Origin of the sequence: Micromonospora sp. NPDC049891, from assembly GCF_040660295.1 — a bacterium.
GTDB lineage: Bacteria > Actinomycetota > Actinomycetes > Mycobacteriales > Micromonosporaceae > Micromonospora.
The window spans coordinates 51,334-68,972 of record NZ_JBFAML010000031.1; the positions used below are offsets into that span (position 1 = coordinate 51,334).

The window sequence follows — 17,639 nt, forward strand, 5'->3', positions numbered from 1 at the left end:
AACCCCACCCTCAGCCGTCATCCGGACCCCGCCGCCCGCCAGGTCCCCGCGCAGCCGATCTGTGGCAGTGGAGGTGCTTCCTGGCCGGCGTGTCGGCCACCTTCGCTGCCACCGATCGAACACGGCTGCCACGGAGGCGGCCGGGGGGCAGAGCGGGCGGGGCGTGGTCAGGGGGCGGGGTCGTGGGTGAGCGGGAGGTCGGTGGAGTGCAGGCACCGGCGGTCGTCGGTGACCACCGCGTGCCGGTGCGCGGGCAGCCGGTCCAGCCAGCCGATGCCGGCCACCCCCATGGCCACGGCCGCGGTGGCGTAGGCGTCGGCCAGTCCGAGGTCGTGCCCGACCACGGTCACCGACCGGAGACCCCGTGCCGGGGCTCCACGGCGCGGGTCGCGTACGTGGGGACCGCGTTCGTAGACACCGGACGTGGCGACCGCCAGGTCCGTCCCGGTGAGCACCAGGCAGACCGCCGAGGGGTTCCAGGGATGCCGCACGCCGATCCGCCACGGCAGTCCCGTCGACGAACGGCCACGCACCCGGACGTCACCACCGGCGTTCAGGCAGTGGTTGTCGACACCGGCGGCACGCAACCGGTCCGAGGCCACCTGGACGGCCCAACCCTTGACGTACCCGGACGGGTCCAGCCCGCCGGTGGCGTACGCGTCGAAGAAGCCGTCGGTGGCACCCCACAGGTCGGCGCAGCGTTCCAGCACCCGGCGCAGGTCGACCGACGCCTCGGAGAGCAGCAGCTCACCTCGGTCGAAGCGGCACACCTCGCTGTCCGGTCGGTACGTGCTGAACCTCGCGTCCACCTCCCGCAGCCAGGCGAACACCTCGTCGGCCAGCCCAACCAGCTCCGGCGTGGGCAGGTCGTCGGCGATGTCGAGGCTGACCGGCGTACCCATCACGTGTTCGACACGACGCAGCCCGGGCCGGATCAATGTGCCGGCGCTCATCGGGCCTGGTCGATCGCGGCCTGCAACGACCGCCGGTAGGAGTCGCTTGTCGCGGTGGCGCCGGAAACGGTGTCCAGGTCGGCGCTCTGCCGTTCGACCACCATTCCCACCGCACCGCTGTACCGGCTGTCGACCTGGTCGCTGCGCTGGTCGGACTGGGCCGTCTTGCGCGGCAGCCGCAGCGCCGCCGCGTTGACGATCTGGTCACCGACCACGCTGATGCGGACCTGCACGTCGCCGAACTCGTTGCTCACCACCGGCCCGACGATCGTGCTGGGGCTGGGTTGCGCGGCGGGTCTCTTCGGGGCGGCACTGGAACCGGACCGGCTCGCCCCGGAGGGGCTGCGCGTCGGCTTCGGCGAGCTGCTGGCCTTCGGTTTCGTCGCGCCCTTGCCGGGTGTCGGTTCCGGTCCCTGGGTGGCGGTGGGTGCCGGGGCGGGCACCTCCTGGGCGACCTGACCGGTGCCCGGGGCGGCCTTGAACACCACAAGCGCGGTGGTGCTGGCGGCCAGGCCGGTGATCGCGAGGAGCGCGCGACGCATCTGGTGGACCCTCTCAGAGTTCGAAGGTGGCGAGGTGGATCTGGCGGCGCCGGACACCGGCCTGACGGAGCACCCGGCGGTACTGCTCGACCAGGCCGGGCGGGCCGCACAGGTAGACGTCGCGCCGAGCCAGGTCCGGCACCAGCTGACACAGTCCGTCCGGGGTCATCACCTGTCGCGGACCCGGGTCGCTGCGGGAGCCGATGACGTACCAGACCCGCAGCCCGCGGTTGCGGGCCAGCCAGTCCAGTTCCTCCTGCAACAGCACGTCGGCCGGGGTGCGGGCCCGGTAGATCAGGGCGGCACCGGGCGGCAGCTCCTCCAGCATCGCCCGCAGTGGAGTGATACCGCTGCCGGCGGCGATCAGCAGCGCCCGCTCGCGGGTGCGGTGGGCGGCGGTGCAGGTGCCCGACGGACCGACCGCCCAGACCCGTACGCCGGGGTCGAGGTTGCGCAGGTCCTGGGTGTGCCGACCGACCACCTTGACGGTCAGTCGCAGCCAGCGGTCGTTGGCGGCGGCGGAGACCGAGAACGGGTGCGACTGCCACCAGCAGCCCCGGGTCAGGAAACGCCAGCGGAAGAACTGCCCGCCCAACAGCTCCAGCCGATCGAGACGTGCCCCGGTCAGGTAGATCGAGACGGCGTCGGGGCTTTCGGTGACCACGTCGCTCACCCGTAGCCGGTGCCGCAGGTTGAACCGGAGCGGGACGACCACCCGACCCCACAGCCACGCGGCGACCACCAGCACGTACAGGGCGATCCATCCGGTACGCGCCGGGCCGGGCCGGAACAGCTGGCTGCCGTTGCTGAACTGGTGGGCGAAGCCGAGCAGCAGCACGGCGTACGCGGCCAGGTGGGTGGCGTGCCACAGCTCGTACGGCAGCACCCGGCGTACCGCCCGCACGCTGACCAGCCCGACCAGCACCAGCAGACCGGCGGCCGCGAACGCGGAGACCATGTCCTGGTACTCGCGCAGCATCACGCCCGCCTGCCCGAGCGGTGAGCGGCCCTCCAGCCCGGCGTAGCCGACCAGGATCAGGGCCGTGTGGGCGAGCACCGCGACCAGCAGGGTGGCGGCTACATCGCGGTGCCAGCGGGCGATCCGCTCTCCGCCGGCCCACCGTTCCAGCACCGGCAGGCGGCTCATCATCAACACCTGGACCAGCAGCAGGTAGCCGGCGACCAGGCCGGTGATCTGCCCGGCGGCGGTGGTCATCGCGGTGGCGCCGGTCAACGAGCCGGTCGGGGTGTCCAGCCACCACGGCAGCACGCTGGCGACGAGGCCGCCCAGAAACAGCACGATCAGCAGCCGCCGGCCACCGGCACCGCGCCGAGGCACGGCCGGCGGCGGCGTGGGCGGGTGCGACCCGGGCCCGGCGCGCAGATCCGGCCGAGGGCTGGCGTACGGGCGGGGGTAGGTCGTCACGCCCGGCCGCCGCACTCGTCGAGGTGATCGGCCATCCACCGTTTCCGATTCCTGCCGGGCGTCGACCCAGGACGTGACCGGTCTCCCGAGGTGCGACGACTGATGCCTGAGGGGTTTGCCCCGGCAAGGTAGCGACCGATCGTCAGCCCGACAAGACGGGCCGACCGCCCAGGCGGGGGCACTTAAGGCGCAGCTCATCGCGAGCAGGCGTCGGGCGGGCTACCGGGCCGATCGGGTACGCACGCCGCAAGCAGGGCGTTCACCGGCCAGCGTTGCTCAGCGGGGCGAATTCCCACCCCCGACAGCGCAGCCGCGCGGCCCCGCCGCACCTGACGAAATTTAAGGTTCGGATAAGCGGTCGCTCAGCTGTCGCCGAGCGCTCTCCCTCGCCGCCAGCACCAAAGTAGCAACAGCAAGAGCGCGTGAGCCGTCACCACAGCGGGTATTCCGCCGCACCGTTGCTGAACGCGTGAGGGGAAGGCACATGCTCAGCAAAGAGGATCAACGCAGATTCGAGCAGATCACCCGCAACCTGCGGGAAAGCGACCCGGCGTTCTTCGCCCGGCTCGACAACCGGGCCCGCGGCCGTCACGGCCGCTGGCTGCTGCTGTTGACAGTCCTGCTCTGGGCGGCGCTGCCGGCGACCACCGTACTTGCCGGCCGGCTGGCCGGGGCCATCTTCGCGGTGGTGTTGTTGACGAACGCGGCGCTGATGTGGCGGTTTCGCCAACGTTGGCTGTGAGCGTCAGGGTCGCGTTCCGTCCAGGATCGAGTGACCTCGCAGCTAGGGAAGCCACTCGATCCAGGATCGAGCGTGACCATGACGACGAATCCGGCTCGGGCCTGTGAAACGCTCCATAAGGCTCGCCCGGCGCAGCCAGGCACGGTCTTTCCTAGTCGCCGAGCTGGCGGTAGGCGTGACGCAGACGTTCGACGAGACCCGGTCCACCGATGGCCGGCGCGGGCGGGCCCAGTTGTCGCAGCAACAGGTCCGGCCGGGCGGTCAGGCTCGGCGGGCGGTCCGGCAGGGGCACCGGCGACAGCCAGAACCGATCGACCGTCTCGGCCAGTGGCATGACGGGCAGGTCGGTCAGCGCCCGGACGGCACCGGCAGCGGGCACGTCCACCTCGTGGTGGTCGGGCCCGCCGTCGGCATCGATGCCGGGGCTGGCCGGCCCGGTGCCCCCGGTGCGGGAACGGCCACGTCGACCGGTCGGACCCGGCGACGCTGCGCCGTCCCCCGCCGCCGAAGCCTCAGCACCGGCTGGTTCGCCGTCCCGGGCCTGCGGTGTCGTCGACGCGTGCGCCTCGGCGCGCAGTTGCCGCAGCCGGGCGAGCAGTTCCGTCCGGCTGCGGCCACGCCAGTGCAGCAGGGTGAAGGGGTCGGCGTCGAACGCCTCGGCGAGCAGGTAGAAGGTGGCGGCGAGGTGTTTGCAGGGCACCGCGCCGTCCGGGCACGAACAACGCTGCTCCAGGTCGGTGATCACCGCCGGGAACAGCGGTGCCTCGGCCGCGACGAACAACTCCTCCAACTCGGCCGGCAGGTCGCCGGCGAGCAGCCGGGCACTGAAGAACGCCTGGGCGGCCAGTTCCCCCTCGATCCGCGCCCACAGCCGCGCCGGAAAGGGCGGCAGGGCGACGGTGACCTGGTACGGCTTCGCGCGGGATCCCTGCACCACGGCGGTCACCACGCCCGGAGCGACGTCGAGGCTGAGCACCTGGCCGGCGCGGGCGTACGACCGGCCCCGGGTCAGCCGGGTGCCGAGCGCGAACGACTCCAGCACCTCCAGGAACCGGCGGGACCACCAGGAGACCCCGATCGCGCCGCGGGTGCTGCGGGCCCGCAGGCCGCCGTCGACCCGGCGCGGCGGGCCGTAGTCGGCGAACCTGCCTGCACCGTCGGCGCTCATTCGGCCACCGCTCCCGCCTCCAGGGCGAACAGCTCACGCAGTTGGGCGGTGGACAGCTCGGTGACCCACTGTTCGCCGGTGCCGACGACCGAGGCGGCCAGGCCACGCTTGTCGGCGATCAGTGCGGCGACCTTCTCCTCGACCGTGCCGGCGCAGACGAACTTGCGGACCTGCACCCGGCGACGCTGTCCGATCCGGAACGCCCGGTCGGTGGCCTGGTCCTCCACCGCCGGGTTCCACCACCTGTCGACGTGCACCACGTGGTTGGCGGCGGTGAGCGTGAGACCGGTCCCGCCGGCCTTGAGCGAGAGAACGAACAACGCCGGCCCACCATCGGACTGGAAACGGGCCACCATCGCGTCGCGGTCGGCCTTGCCGACCCCGCCGTGCAGGAACAGCACCTCCCGGCCGAACCGGGCCGACAGGTGCCCGCGCAGCATCCCGCCGAACTCCGCGTACTGGGTGAACAACAGGGCCTTCTCCCCCGCCGCGAGGACCTCGTCGAGGATCTCCTCCAGCCGGGCCAGCTTGCCCGATCGTCCGTCCAGCGGTGAGCCGTCGCGCAACAGCTGCGCGGGATGGTTGCAGACCTGCTTGAGGCGGGTCATGGTGGCCAGCACCAGGCCGCGCCGCTCGATGCCGTCGCTGGATTCGATGCGCGCGAGCATGTCGTCGACGACGACCCGGTAGAGGGCCGCCTGCTCGGCGGTGAGGTTGCAGAACACCTCCATCTCCAGCTTCTCCGGCAGGTCCGAGATGATCGACGAATCGGTCTTGAGCCGGCGCAGCACGAACGGGCCGGTGATCCGGCGAAGCCGTTCGGCGGTCTCGGTGTCCCCGTGCCGCTCGATCGGCTCGGCGAACCGCTTGCGGAACGTGGCCGCCGGGCCGAGCAGGCCCGGGTTGGCGAACTGCATGATGGACCAGAGATCCGCCAGCCGGTTCTCCACCGGCGTACCGGTGACCGCGATGCGGTGTCGCGCGGGCAGTGCCCGTACCGCTTCGGCCTGCCGGGTGGCGGCGTTCTTGATGGCCTGGGCCTCGTCCACCACCACCCGGTGCCAGTCGACCCCGGCCAGCTCCGCGGCGTCCCGGGCGGCCACCGAGTACGTGGTGAGGACCAGGTCCGCGGCGTGCACGGTGGCGGTGAACTCCGCGCCCCGGGCCCGCTGGGCACCGTGGTGCACGTGTACGCGTTTGTCCGGGGCGAACCGGGCGGCCTCCCGCTGCCAGTTGCCGACGAGCGACATCGGACAGATCAGCAGGGTCGGACCGACCTGCGGCGGGTCGGCGGCGAGCAGCGCCAGCAGTTGCACCGTCTTGCCCAGCCCCATGTCGTCGGCGAGGACCCCGCCGAGCCCCAGCGACTGGAGGAACGCCAGCCAGGCCAGCCCTCGCCGCTGGTACGGCCGCAGCGTGCCGTGGAAGGACGGCGGCTCGTCAAGCGGGGCGAGCCGGCGGTCCACGGCCCCCGCGAGCAGCTCGCCGAGCGCACCGTCCGCGCTCACCTCGAGCACCGGCAACGCGTCCGGTTGCTCGGCGTCGGACAGGCCGAGCCGCAGCAGGTCGGCGACTGTCAGTTCGCCGGTGGACCGCAGCAGGCGCAGTCCGGCGGCGAGCCGCTTGGGGTCCAGTTCGACCCAGCGCCCCCGCAGCCGGACCAGCGGGGTCTTCAGCTTCGCCAGGCGGGTCAACTCGTCGGAGGTCAACGGCTCGTCGCCGAGGGCCAGCTCCCAGCGGTAGTCGACAAGGGCGTCCAGGCCCACCCGGTCAGCCGGGCCGGTGACCGCGCCGGGCGCGCTGCGAGAGCGGGCCCGCAGCCGCGCGCCGAGCCGCGACGCGGGCCGCTGCCACCACGACGGCAACAGCACCGTGAAGCCCGCCGCGTGCAGCGTCGGCGCGCCCTCGCGCAGAAACCGGTGCGCACCCTCGGTGTCCAGCTCCAGCGCCTCCGGCCGGGCGGTACGCAGGGCCGCGTCCAGGTCCGGCCAGAGGCGACTGGCCCGGCCGAGCTCGGCCAGCAGGATCTCCTGCGGATGTTCACCGCCGACGCTTTCGCCGTCGCCGCGCCACACCTGTGCGGCGTCGACGAGCAGGCCCGGCTCGTCGGTGGCGCGCAGCCCGAACTCGACCCGCCACCGGCCGGTGGTGGCGACGACGGCACCAGGCTCGGCCGGCACCACCGTCACCGGCTCGGTCAGCTCGTCGGCCGACGGCTCGACCAGCCGGAAGCTGGCCCGCACCGTGCCACCGGCGGCGTCGCGCTGCCACTGGTCCAGCTCGGACCGGAGCGTACGCAGCGCCGCCGCGTCGGCGGTGAACCCGCGACCCGGCCCGGTCAACGCGCCCAGCCAGGCAGCCACGGCACCGTTCGGTCGCACCCCCCGGGCCAGTGTCACCGGCGGCAGTGCGGCGCGGACGGCGGCGTCGGTGAGCGCGTCGAGCGCCTCGGCGACCAGCAGCCCCGGCGCGTCGACCGACCCGTCGGGCAGGCTCGACGCCACCGTCGCGGACCGCTGGCCGGGGCCGGGGCCGTCCGCAAGCTCACCTGTCGACCCGGCCCGGCGGCGGCCGGTGTCCGGCGGGGCCGCCCTGTGATGCCCGTCCCGGTCGCTGGTCGCCATCACGGGCAGTTCCGCCTCGACGACGGCCCGGGCGGCGGGCGGCAGAGCCAGCGCCAGCGACCGGGCCCAGGTGGCGTCGGTGCCGGTCAGCAGGGGCCGCCACACCGCCCAGGCGGGCGACGCCTCGGTCGGATCGGCCTGCTGGGCGGGTACGCCCCGCGCGGTGGCGCGCCCACCACGGTGCCGGTCGCCGCCCACGGGGGCGAGCTGGGCGGGGTGGGCACGGGCGGCAGCGTCCGCCGGCTCGGCGGCACGAACCGGCTCGGCCGACGTACCCGCGGGCGGCGCGGCGGCAAGCGGCCCGTAGGCGAGCGGCGCGGTGGTGGCGAGGCTGGGCAGGACCCGGCCGCGAGCGGCCAGGTCGGTGGCGAAGTCGGCCAGCTCGGCCAGGTGCCGCAGGCTCGCGCCGGCTGCGGCGGCCAGCCCGGTGACGCCACGCAGCAGCGACAGAGCCGCGTCCGGGGCGTACGCCAGCACCGGGACCTGCCATCCGGCGAGGGTGACCGGGCCACGGACCGGTGCCACGACGGCGGTACGCACCAGTTCCGGCGAGTCCAGCGGCGAGCCGGCACGGGTGGGCAGGCGCAGCAGCGCCGTGCCGAGGTCGTCCGGTTCGGCGGCGTCGGCGAGCGATGCGACGAGCGTGGCATGGCCGGCGGCGAACGGGTGCGGGCGGGCTCGCGGTGCCCGGCCGGGACGGCGCGGGGCATGGGGTGGCAGGGTGCTGTCCTCGGCCCAGACGGCCAGCCCTCGTCCGGGCAGCCACATCCCATGGACGACCAGCACGCACTCCCCCTCGGACCGGACGGGCCTGCCCGACGCTGGCGGCGGCCCGGGGCCCCTGTCGGCACCCGGGCCAGGATAGGCGGCGCCGACCGACTAGCGTCGCCGCCATGTGCGACCTCCTGGTGATCGGCGGCCTCGGTGTCGATGTGCGGGTACGGGTGCCCCGGTTGCCGCTGCCCGTGGTCGACTCCGTCACCGTCGACCCGATCGAGCTGCGGGTCGGTAACACCGGAGCCGGTGTGGTGCTCGCCGCACACGCGCTCGGGCTGCGGGTGACCGTGGTCGACACGGTGGGCGCGGATCCGGCCGGTGCCGTCGTCCGGGCCGCGCTGGCCGGTACCGGCGTGCGGACGGTCCTGGCCGACGACCCGGCCGGTACCCGACGGTCGGTGAACCTGGTCGACCCCGACGGTCGACGGATGTCGCTGTACGACCCTCGGGCCCCGGAGGGTCCGCCACCGTTCGCGGCGGCCCAGCTGGCGGAGCTGGTCCGGGACGCCACCCACGTGCACCTGTCGATCATGGGATGGGTGCGGGAACTGCTGCCCGACCTCGGCGACGTGCTGGGCGAGGGGGTGGGCACCTCGACCGACCTGCACGACTGGGACGGGCACAACGCGTACCACCGCCCCTTCGCCGAGGTCGCCGAGCTGGTGCTGATCAGCGGCGCGGCGCTCGGCGACCGGGCGGCGGCCGTGGCCGGCACGCTGGCACCGCGCCCGGTCCTGGTGACCCGGGGCGCGGACGGCGCCGATCTGCACCTGGGCGGCGGCGTCCAGCGGATTCCGGCGGCGGTGCCGCCCGGCCCGGTGATCGACACCAACGGCGCCGGGGACGCCTTCGCGGCGGGGATCATCGCGGCCCGGTCACGCGGCGCGACCTGGGCGGAGGCGGCCGGGTACGCGTCCCGGGTCGCCGCCGCGGCCTGTACCCACGACGGCATGGAGTACCCGCCAGCACTGCTCCCCCGGGCCTGACGAATCTGTCCTCACCCGCCACCACCTCGACCACCGGTCGCGCTTGACAGCCCATTCGGTAAGTCGTAGCTTACCGTTCGTGGCTACTTACCGAGCTGATGAAGGTTGGGACGCCCTGGGCGATCCCACCCGACGCGCCATCGTCGCCTGCCTGGCCGAACAGCCACGCGCCGTCGGCGAACTCGCCCGGGAACTACCGATCAGCCGACCCGCGGTGTCCCAGCACCTGAAGGTGCTCAAGGACGCCGGGCTGGTCATCGACCGGCAGGCCGGCACCCGACGGGTCTACCGGCTCAACCCGGCGGGCGTGGCCGCCCTACGCGACCAACTGGACACCTTCTGGAACCGCGCGCTGGACGGCTACCAGGACGTCGTCGAACAGACCACCGAGGAGGACTCATGACCCGGGCAGCGGACGTGTCGGTACGCCGTCAGATCATCGTCAACGCCCCGATCGAGCGGGCGTTCAGCACGTTCACCGAACGCTTCGGCGATTTCAAGCCACGAGAACACAACCTGCTCGGCGCCGCGATCGCCGAGACCGTGTTCGAGCCGAAGGTCGGTGGCCACATCTACGACCGCGGCGTCGACGGCACCGAGTGCCGTTGGGCGCGGGTGCTCGCCTACGACCCACCGGACCGGGTCGTGTTCAGCTGGGACATCAGCCCCCAGTGGCGGCTCGAGACCGAGCCCGACAACACAAGCGAGGTCGAGGTCCGGTTCATCGCCGAAACCCCGCACCGCACCCGGGTGGAACTGGAGCACCGCCACCTCGACCGGCACGGCCCCGGCTGGGAGTCCGTCCGGGACGGCGTGGCCGAGGACGGCGGCTGGCCGCTCTACCTGGACCGTTACGCGGCCCTGTGCGCCGCGTAGGAATGACCGTCCGCAGCACCGGTGCCGGCGGTCACTGTCGTCGGCGCCGGTGCCGGGTCGGCGGCACGCCGCCCGGCCCGGAGGATACGAGGGACAGCCGACCACTGCGGGATCATCCCGCTTCACCCTGCGGGTCACGCACGGCCGGGGCAGGATGGGCGCATGGCATCCGCGGTTGAGATCCCACTGGTGGGCGGCACGGCCGACGGTGAGCACGTCACCGTCGAGCTGGACCCGAACGGCCGGCCCCCACTGACCCACCATCACCTGGGGCCAGAAGGGCTGGCGGCAGCGGAGATCTACGAACTGGAGTCCGTCGACACCGACCGGCAGCAGTGGCGCTACTGCTGGCGGGGGCCGGCGGTCTGACCCGGCCCACCGCGTCGATCAGGCGCCGACCTCGACGAGCGACCGGTTGCGCAGGCTCTCCAGCACCGCCCGGGTGACCTGAGAGGTGCCCCTGGCCTCGTCGCAGACCCGCGCCACCCGCTGGGCGGTCACCTCGGCCCGCTGTTCGCGTTCATCCCACAACTGGTCCACCTCGGCCAGCAGGGGGCCCTCCACCTCGCGCTCCACGCCGCGCAACGCCGGCACCCCGAGCCGTTGTGCGAGGTCGAAAACCTTTCCTGCGTACGGCAGGGGCAGGAACGGCGTCCCCATCATCGCGGCGAAGATCAGGAAGTGCAGCCGCATGCCGACCGCCAGGTCGAAGTGGCGCATCAACCCGAGCACCTGCTGCGGGGAGTAGGTGCCGTGCAGAATCCGACCCCGCTCGGCGGCGATCATGTGCGACAGCACCCCGTGCGAGTGCCGGATGTCGTCGCGTTCCATCGGCACGAACAGCACGTGCGCGTCGATCCGGTGCACCAGGAAGTCGCCGATCTGCGCCAGCAGCCGGTGATATCCGTCCACGTCGAGCCGTTCCGCCGCCCGGCCCGGCTCCCGCACGCTCATCCCGACCAGCCGTTTGCCGGCCGGCACGCCCTCCTCGCGGAGGAACTGCGCGGGAAAGTCCTCAGGTTCCAGCAGAAACGCCGGATCGCCGGTGACCGTGATCGGATTGAGCAGGCCGGCCTCCTCCAGCACCATCCGCGACTCCTGGTCGCGTACGGTCACCTGGACCGCGCCGGCCAGCGTCTCCCGGACCATGCCGGTGTCCACCATCTCGTTCAGCGGCCCGACACCGACGGCGTACGTCAGCAGCGGCAGACCCCGCTCCTGCGCCACCCGGACGACCCGCAGGTACCGGCGTGCCTCCTTGTCGTAGAGGATGCCTCCGCCGCCCAGAATGAGCAGGTCGAGTTGAGACAGCACGAGGGCGGAGTCGGTTCGGCTGACTCCCTCCCACGGCACCGCCTCCACGTCCGGGTGGGCGACCGCCGTGTGCGCGGGGTTCCGCGAGAACACGATGATCCGCGCGTGCGGCTCCTGCTGACGCAGATCGGTCAGCAGTCCGGTGAGGATCGCCTCGTCGCCCAGGTTTCGCCCACCGTACGAGCCGAGCACGCCGATGGTCAGTCCGGCACGCGTCATCCGTCGCTCCTCCCCAGGTGCGTCCGCTCCGACGTTTCCCCACTGCGCTGGTGAACAGTCCTCGCCGGTTCTTCGGCTACGCGATCAGACGGTGCGGCTGGCGGATGTGGTGCGATCGGAGCCAGCGGCCGACCGCACAGACTGAGGCATTTGAAGCGGGGCCGCTGTCGACAAGCCGACTTCCCCGGCACCCGCCAACTTCGGCACGCCCGAGGCGGTCACACATTAGCCCGATGGGGTGACAGAGCGTGGTTGACCCTGGTTGACGGCCTTTGCGAGGGTGTCGACCGGATCCCCTCACCCCGAGCGGCTGATCCATGCGGCGGCCGGGGCACGACTGAGGCTGCACCCTGCCCGCCGACCCAGCCCCGCAGCCTCGAGCGGAGAAGTCGATGTCGTCAGGTAGCACCCTGCCCCGCACCGGAGTCGACGTGATCACCATCGGTGGCACAGCTGGAGTCGGCGTCGTGCAACTGTCGTTGCCGCTCGCCATCGCCGCTGTCGGTGTGCTGATCGTGATCGCCGGTGCCTGCATGATCCGGTTGACGTTCCGACGCGGACGGTCGATCGACGGATGAACGCGCGCATCGAACCCCGGCGATTCTTGCTCATCGCGGCGGTCGTGCTGGCCGCCGCGGCGGTATGGGCAATGCACCATGTGTTCGCGGTCTCTGGTGCTCTCGACGGTGCCGGACACCGCTTCACCTACGTGTACGCGGGCATGTTCCTGCTGCTGTTGTGGCAGATCGGCAGCGCCTACCTGGAGCGGCCGGCGACGGCGACCGGCCGGGCTCGTGAGCACCTGGACGCGTTGCGCGTAGTGGCGATCGTGCCCGTCTACAACGAGGACCCGGCGGCGCTACGTGCCTGCCTCGAATCCATGGTCAGGCAGACGCGCACCCCTGATGTCATCTGCGTGGTGGATGACGGTTCGACCGATGCCGGCGGGTACGAGGCCGTGAAGCGGTGGTTTCTCGACACGGCCACCACTTACGGGGTCACGGTGGCATGGCATGTCCAGGAGAACGCCGGCAAGCGGCACGCGCAGGCCGTGGCCGTGCGGACCACTGGCGACGCGGACATCTACTGGACGGTCGACTCGGACACCGTTTCCGACCCGCGGGCGCTCGATGAGTTGCTGCTGCCGTTCAGCGATCCTCGTGTGCAGTCGGTGGCGGGGGTGGTGATGGCCGCGAACGTGCGGTCATCGTTCCTTGCGCGGATCACTGACTTGTGGTTCGTCACGGGTCAGCTCACCGACCGGTCGTCGTTGTCGGTGTTCGGGGCGGTATGGGTCAATTCCGGGCCGATCGCCGCCTATCGGGCCGCTGTCGTCCGGGACAACCTTGACGGCTACCTGACGGAGAGGTTTTTCGGCCGGAACGTACATTTTTCCGACGATTCGCTGTTGACGTTGTTCGCGATGGTCAGGGGGCGCACCGTACAGCAGCCGACCGCGTTCGCGTTCGCGTTGATGCCGAACCGGTTCGGGCACCTCTGCCGCATGTATCTGCGGTGGATGCGTGGCAGTTTCATCCGCTCCTGGTGGCGGGTGCGGTACCTGCCGCTGAGGTCGTACGCCTGGTGGGCACATCTCTTGCGATGGGCGTCGATGGTGGTCGCCACGGTGGTGTTCGTGACCGTTGTGTTCGTGTCTCCGGTGGTTGAACCGACGCTTACGGCATTGCCGTGGTTGTTGTCGGTGACGTTCATCGTGGGGTGGGCGCACACATTGCGCTATCTGACCGTTCGCCGGTCGGATGAATCGACGGGCCGCCGTGTGTGGACGTGGTTGTTGGCACCGGCTGCGGTGGTGTTCGCGGTGGTGGTGTTGAGGATGATCCGCTGGTACGGCGTGGCGACGTGTTGGCGGACCGGTTGGGGCACCCGACAGCAGGTGGAGGTCGTCCTGACTCACTGACCGTTCAGCTACGCATCCGGAACGTCGTACGACGGGCCGGCGGGTTGGCAACCTACCCTGCCACCCGCCGGCCCGGACGGACGCGCGGGAAACGGCTTGCCCGCCCGGGTGGCCGACGGGCAGCCTGAACGACATGCAGGCGCATACGAGGAATCGACTGCGATGGCACCAGTTGCCCGCTGATGTCCGATCCGCCGTGGAGAAGATCATCGGTGACCGGGTGGTCGAAGCGGTGTCGCAGCCGGGCGGCTACTCCCCCGGCACCGCCGACCGGGTGGTCACCGCCAACGGCCGTCGCGCCTTCGTCAAAGCGGCCAGCCCGGCCCAGAACCCGGACACCCCGGACATGCACCGGGCCGAGGCCCGGATCACCGCCGCGCTGCCCGCGTACGCCCCGACGCCCCGACTGCTCGGCTGCCACGACGACGGCCACTGGGTGGCGCTGGTGCTCACCGACGTCGACGGGCGGCACCCGGTCACGCCGTGGCAGGCCGAGGAACTCGACGCGGTGCTGGGCGCGCTGGAACGGATGTCGTCGGCGCTCACCCCCAGCCCGGTGGCGCAGGTGCCGGTCATCGCCGAGCGACTGGCCGAGGAATTCGCCGGCTGGCGGCGGGTCGTCGACGACCCACCGCCGGAGCTGAACCCATGGGCCCAGGCCCACCTCGACGAACTCTGCCAATGGGCGGACCGTGGCCTCGCGTCGATGACCGGCGACACCCTGTGCCACGTCGACGTCCGTGCGGACAACCTGCTCGTCGACCGGGCCGGCCGGGTCACAGTGGTCGACTGGCCCTGGGCCGCTCGCGGCCCGGCCTGGCTGGACACCGCGATGCTGCTGCTCGACGTACGCCTACAGGGCGGACACGACACCGAGGCCCTGCTGCGCCGACTGCCGCTCACCGCCGCTGTCGACCCCGACGTGGTGACCGGTCTCTACGCCGGCCTGGCCGGCTTCTTCACCGACCGGGCCCGCCTGCCTCCGCCGCCGGGCATCCCCACCCTCCGGGCGTTCCAGCATGCCCAGGCCGAGGTCCTGCTCGCCTGGCTGGCCGAGCGCACCGGCACCTGACGTCGGCGCGCCCTGGGGGCAGCGGCGGTCGAGGCAGCAACATCCCTGAAGTTGCTGCCTCAGCGGGTTCCGGTGGCGGTGGGAGGGGCGTCAGGTGGGCGGGGTGGAGGGGTGGGTGAGGAAGGGAAGCACTGCTGCGGGGAGGGCGGGTGAGTCGACGATGTCGTAGTGGGTGAGTCCAGGGAGGACGGCCAGCCGGGCGGCGGGGCGATCGGTGCCGTCCCACCCGGCGTCCCGATGGCCGCCGCCGAGCAGGCCGAAGAACTCCACCATGTGTGCCGGACGGACCGAGTCGGCGTCGGCGAAGACCAGCATCGTCGGCGTGGTGATCGCCGCGACCTCCGGTGACCAGTCGTACTCGCGGCGCAGCAGCTCACCGGTCCTGGCCCAGAGTCGTGGCCAGTCCTGCGGGCGGGGCGCCACCCGCCGGTAGAGCTGCTCCGGCGGAGTGCCGCGCATCCGCTCGGCGGCCGCCTCGTCGGGCTCGGGCATGCCGGCCAGCACCTCGGGAAACCAGCCCTGCCGCCGACATGGCGCGGAGACCACCACCAGACGGCGGAGCAACTGCCGGTGTTGCACCGCCAACCGCAGGGCCACCCCACCGCCGAGGGAGAAGCCGAGCACCTCGGCCTCGGCCAGCCCCAGGTGCACGATCAGCGCCGCCACGTCGTCGGCCATCGACTCGTACCGCAGCGGGCGGCCGGCGTCGGCGGACCTGCCGTGGCCCGGTAGATCGACGCTTACCACCTGGCGACGTCGGGCCAGCGCCGGCCGGATCGAGGCGAAGGTCTCCACCGTGCCGAACCCGCCGTGCAGCAGCACCAGCGGTCGGCCGGTGCCGTGCGTCTCGTACCAGAATCGGATGCCATTCACCTCGGCGAAAGCCACCCGAGGCCCCTTCCCATCAGGCTACGGCCCGGTCGATACCGGCCACAGTTGTGCGGGTGCAAGGGGACGTGGTGGGCGCGGCAGGTTTCGAACCTGCGACCCCTCGCTTGTAAGGCGAGCTGCTCTCTGCGGCATGCTACCGGGCGAATGAGCAGGGCAAATGGAGATTGCCACCTATCGGCTTGCGGCTAGGCGATGCCTGGCTAGGCGATCATGAGCGGCTGACGTCCTATCTGGTCGGTACTCGGTCGTTGCAAGGCCATCCCCGGGGGTGTGCACATGGTGAAAATCCGTGCACACCTCGCTTCCTTGTCGATTCCGGACACGCGCAAGCTCGGGTCGCACCGCAGGACCAGCTAGCGACCAGGGAGATCACGATGGCTACCACGACCCGCACCCGCCGCACCCGCACCGCCGCCGCCGCCGACACTGCCCCGAAGGTCGCGGGGCGCGACCTGGACGAGTCCGATGTGATCGCCGACGGTGAGCGGATGGCCGACGAGCTGGCCGCGCGGGAGGCCGCCGCCGCGAAGCCGACGCGCCGCACCCGCAAGGCCGCTGCCCCGGCTGCCACCGAGACCGCCCCCGAGACGCCCGCTGCCGCCCCGGCGCGGCGCAGCCGCAAGGGCAGGGCCGAGGCCGCCGCCGCGCAGCCGCAGCCGCCCGCACAGCCGGTCGAGGCCGCGCCCGCTGCGCCCGCCGACACCGAGGGTGCGAAGCCGGCGACGCCCCGCCTGGACCAGAAGGCGATCGTGCTGGCCTTCCTGACCGCGCACCCGGGCGAGGAGTTCAGCCCGCAGGCGGTGTCGAAGGCGATCACCCCGGAGGGCCGCAAGCCGCTAGGGGTGCGGGACTGCCTGGCGCGGCTGGCGAAGCAGGGCACGGTCGAGGTCACGTCGGAGAAGCCGCTGCGGTACCGGCTGGTTGCCGCAGCCTGACCCAATTGGACGGCCCGGGTAGGCGATTGGAGCGCCGACCCGGGCCTTGATCGCCTGCGAAGGAGGCGACTATGGAACACCGTACGTCTGTGCCTATCGGGCCGGTAGCCCGCGTCTACCCGCTACTGCCGCCACGCCCCGCCGATGAGGGGCCGACGCTGTCGTTTGGCCTGCTGGTCGATGTCGCCGGGGTGTTGATGGCCCACGGCTTCCCGCGCCCGCAGGGCCGCGACTTTGTCGCGCTGCGGGAGTGTGTCGCCTGGTTCGTGTACGCATCCGACGAGCCCGGCGACCTGCGGGATGTGCAGATGCCGGAGGGGCCGCCGCCGCCGCTGCCTGCCGGCGTCGATGGGCGCGCAGTCGGCGAGCCGGGGCGGGGGGTGCGCCATGTTCAGGCGTGATGGCGCGGACCTGCCGCGCAGGGCGCGGGTGGCGGTCCTGTCGCCCGCAGACTTGGCGATCATCACCGACGCCCTAGCCGATCACCTGGAGGAAGCTGTCGCGGCAGCGGATCACCTCGCGGGCGCAGATGATCCCGCCGGGCGGGCGGAGGGCCGGATCGCAGACGGTAGGGCGGCGGCGGTGCGTGCCCTGATGATCCGCCTCGGTGCCCCCGAGGAGAGGTGGTCGTGGTTCCCGCTGGCACCTGACAGGCTGCCTGACGGCATGGTGTAGCCCTACTCCTGCGGCCCGGTGTGTTCGTGCCCCTGTGGCGCGTCCGCCGGGCCGCTTCGTGCCCGCAGCCAGCCGAGGAACTGTGCGTGTGCCCCGGAGGTGTCGACGCCGAGGCGGTACAGGTCGTCTAGGGCGTCGGCGAGGGCGCAGGCGAGGTAGACGGCCAGCGCGGGCCGCGCTCCCCGGTACTCGACGGCGAGGGATGCGCGGGCGTCTCCGCAGGGCCATGGCTGCCCGCAGCGGCGGCACCGCCAGGTGGGCCGCGCCGGTAGGTGGGCGCGGGGTGCCCCGATCATCGGATGCCGGCCCGGTGCGCCTGCGCGGGTGTCAGCGCACCCGCCCGCCCGATCAGGGGGTGGAGGGCTGTCACCTCTCGTGCCAGCGTCGGTGCAGGCACGCGGGCGGTGCCCCGGGCCGTCGCAGCCTCGGCGGGCGGCGGTATCAGCCGCCGGTCGGGGCAGGGCCAGCGGAGGCCGCAGGTGCAGTGCCGCCAGCCCGTCCGCCAGTTCCGGCGGTGG

At 72.4% G+C, this 17,639-nt stretch carries 19 protein-coding genes; 11 read left to right on the plus strand and 8 right to left on the minus strand.

Features of this window, described 5'->3' with window-relative positions:
- Positions 1–167: 167 nt before the first annotated feature.
- From AB0I71_RS27855 to AB0I71_RS27865, 3 genes are read right to left on the minus strand one after another with little or no spacing between them, the layout of a single operon-like run.
- The gene (locus tag AB0I71_RS27855; RefSeq protein WP_357589569.1) at positions 168–902 is read right to left on the minus strand and encodes an FAD:protein FMN transferase; all 735 of its coding nucleotides are present in this window, start codon (positions 900–902) and stop codon (positions 168–170) included.
- A gap of 47 nt (positions 903–949) precedes the next feature.
- Positions 950–1,495 carry an FMN-binding protein gene (locus tag AB0I71_RS27860; protein WP_357589529.1) on the minus strand — a complete coding sequence of 182 codons (546 nt, stop codon included), beginning with the start codon at positions 1,493–1,495 and terminating at the stop codon, positions 950–952.
- Between the two features lie 13 nt (positions 1,496–1,508).
- Complete coding sequence (locus AB0I71_RS27865; RefSeq protein ID WP_357589531.1) at positions 1,509–2,921, minus strand: ferric reductase-like transmembrane domain-containing protein; 1,413 nt, start codon at positions 2,919–2,921, stop codon at positions 1,509–1,511.
- Positions 2,922–3,405: 484 nt separating this feature from the next.
- Between AB0I71_RS27865 and AB0I71_RS27870 the strand changes: the two genes are divergently transcribed.
- Positions 3,406–3,663 (plus strand): DUF3040 domain-containing protein, encoded by a 258-nt coding sequence (locus AB0I71_RS27870; protein ID WP_357589533.1) that lies wholly within the window; start codon positions 3,406–3,408, stop codon positions 3,661–3,663.
- Between the two features lie 151 nt (positions 3,664–3,814).
- Here AB0I71_RS27870 and AB0I71_RS27875 read toward each other — a convergent pair whose 3' ends face one another.
- On the minus strand, positions 3,815–4,831 hold the full coding sequence (locus AB0I71_RS27875; protein ID WP_357589535.1) for an SWIM zinc finger family protein: 1,017 nt from the start codon (positions 4,829–4,831) through the stop codon (positions 3,815–3,817).
- Positions 4,828–8,241 carry a DEAD/DEAH box helicase gene (locus tag AB0I71_RS27880; RefSeq protein ID WP_357589537.1) on the minus strand — a complete coding sequence of 1,138 codons (3,414 nt, stop codon included), beginning with the start codon at positions 8,239–8,241 and terminating at the stop codon, positions 4,828–4,830. Before AB0I71_RS27880 ends, AB0I71_RS27875 begins: the two co-directional genes overlap by 4 nt.
- A 107-nt stretch (positions 8,242–8,348) precedes the next feature.
- On the opposite strand from AB0I71_RS27880, the gene AB0I71_RS27885 reads away from it, so the two are divergent.
- The 4 genes from AB0I71_RS27885 to AB0I71_RS27900 all read left to right on the plus strand — a co-directional run bounded on the left by AB0I71_RS27885 (position 8,349) and on the right by AB0I71_RS27900 (position 10,463).
- Positions 8,349–9,218: a PfkB family carbohydrate kinase gene (locus tag AB0I71_RS27885; RefSeq protein WP_357589539.1), complete on the plus strand. Its 870-nt coding sequence runs from the start codon at positions 8,349–8,351 to the stop codon at positions 9,216–9,218.
- 79 nt (positions 9,219–9,297) lie between these two features.
- Positions 9,298–9,621 carry a metalloregulator ArsR/SmtB family transcription factor gene (locus AB0I71_RS27890; RefSeq protein WP_357589541.1) on the plus strand — a complete coding sequence of 108 codons (324 nt, stop codon included), beginning with the start codon at positions 9,298–9,300 and terminating at the stop codon, positions 9,619–9,621.
- Entirely contained in the window at positions 9,618–10,094 is a 477-nt protein-coding gene (locus AB0I71_RS27895; protein ID WP_357589543.1) for an SRPBCC family protein, read from the plus strand. The genes AB0I71_RS27890 and AB0I71_RS27895 overlap by 4 nt, the downstream gene beginning before the upstream one ends.
- Before the next feature lie 162 nt (positions 10,095–10,256).
- Complete coding sequence (locus AB0I71_RS27900) at positions 10,257–10,463, plus strand: hypothetical protein (RefSeq protein ID WP_357589545.1); 207 nt, start codon at positions 10,257–10,259, stop codon at positions 10,461–10,463.
- Between the two features lie 18 nt (positions 10,464–10,481).
- On the opposite strand, the gene AB0I71_RS27905 is transcribed toward AB0I71_RS27900, so the two are convergent.
- On the minus strand, positions 10,482–11,627 hold the full coding sequence (locus AB0I71_RS27905; RefSeq protein WP_357589547.1) for a polysaccharide pyruvyl transferase family protein: 1,146 nt from the start codon (positions 11,625–11,627) through the stop codon (positions 10,482–10,484).
- A gap of 392 nt (positions 11,628–12,019) precedes the next feature.
- Here AB0I71_RS27905 and AB0I71_RS27910 point away from each other — a divergent pair, with 392 nt between their 5' ends.
- The 3 genes from AB0I71_RS27910 to AB0I71_RS27920 all read left to right on the plus strand — a co-directional run bounded on the left by AB0I71_RS27910 (position 12,020) and on the right by AB0I71_RS27920 (position 14,620).
- Positions 12,020–12,205, plus strand: coding sequence for a hypothetical protein (locus tag AB0I71_RS27910; RefSeq protein WP_357589549.1), 186 nt, complete (start codon positions 12,020–12,022; stop codon positions 12,203–12,205).
- Positions 12,202–13,548, plus strand: coding sequence for a glycosyltransferase (locus AB0I71_RS27915; RefSeq protein WP_357589551.1), 1,347 nt, complete (start codon positions 12,202–12,204; stop codon positions 13,546–13,548). The genes AB0I71_RS27910 and AB0I71_RS27915 overlap by 4 nt, the downstream gene beginning before the upstream one ends.
- Before the next feature lie 133 nt (positions 13,549–13,681).
- Positions 13,682–14,620: a phosphotransferase gene (locus AB0I71_RS27920; RefSeq protein WP_357589553.1), complete on the plus strand. Its 939-nt coding sequence runs from the start codon at positions 13,682–13,684 to the stop codon at positions 14,618–14,620.
- Positions 14,621–14,710: 90 nt separating this feature from the next.
- Here the strand turns inward: AB0I71_RS27920 and AB0I71_RS27925 are convergent, their stop codons facing one another.
- Positions 14,711–15,508 (minus strand): alpha/beta hydrolase, encoded by a 798-nt coding sequence (locus AB0I71_RS27925; RefSeq protein WP_357589555.1) that lies wholly within the window; start codon positions 15,506–15,508, stop codon positions 14,711–14,713.
- 377 nt (positions 15,509–15,885) lie between these two features.
- Between AB0I71_RS27925 and AB0I71_RS27930 the strand changes: the two genes are divergently transcribed.
- From AB0I71_RS27930 to AB0I71_RS27940, 3 genes are all read left to right on the plus strand, one after another.
- The gene (locus AB0I71_RS27930) at positions 15,886–16,446 is read left to right on the plus strand and encodes a hypothetical protein (protein ID WP_357589557.1); all 561 of its coding nucleotides are present in this window, start codon (positions 15,886–15,888) and stop codon (positions 16,444–16,446) included.
- 71 nt (positions 16,447–16,517) lie between these two features.
- A complete protein-coding gene (locus AB0I71_RS27935) occupies positions 16,518–16,847 on the plus strand; it encodes a hypothetical protein (protein ID WP_357589559.1) in 330 nt (109 codons plus the stop codon).
- Positions 16,834–17,121, plus strand: a complete 288-nt coding sequence (locus AB0I71_RS27940; RefSeq protein ID WP_357589561.1) for a hypothetical protein — start codon at positions 16,834–16,836, stop codon at positions 17,119–17,121. Before AB0I71_RS27935 ends, AB0I71_RS27940 begins: the two co-directional genes overlap by 14 nt.
- Positions 17,122–17,123: 2 nt before the next feature.
- On the opposite strand, the gene AB0I71_RS27945 is transcribed toward AB0I71_RS27940, so the two are convergent.
- On the minus strand, positions 17,124–17,639 hold a 516-nt coding region (locus tag AB0I71_RS27945; protein ID WP_357589563.1), incomplete at its 5' end, for a hypothetical protein.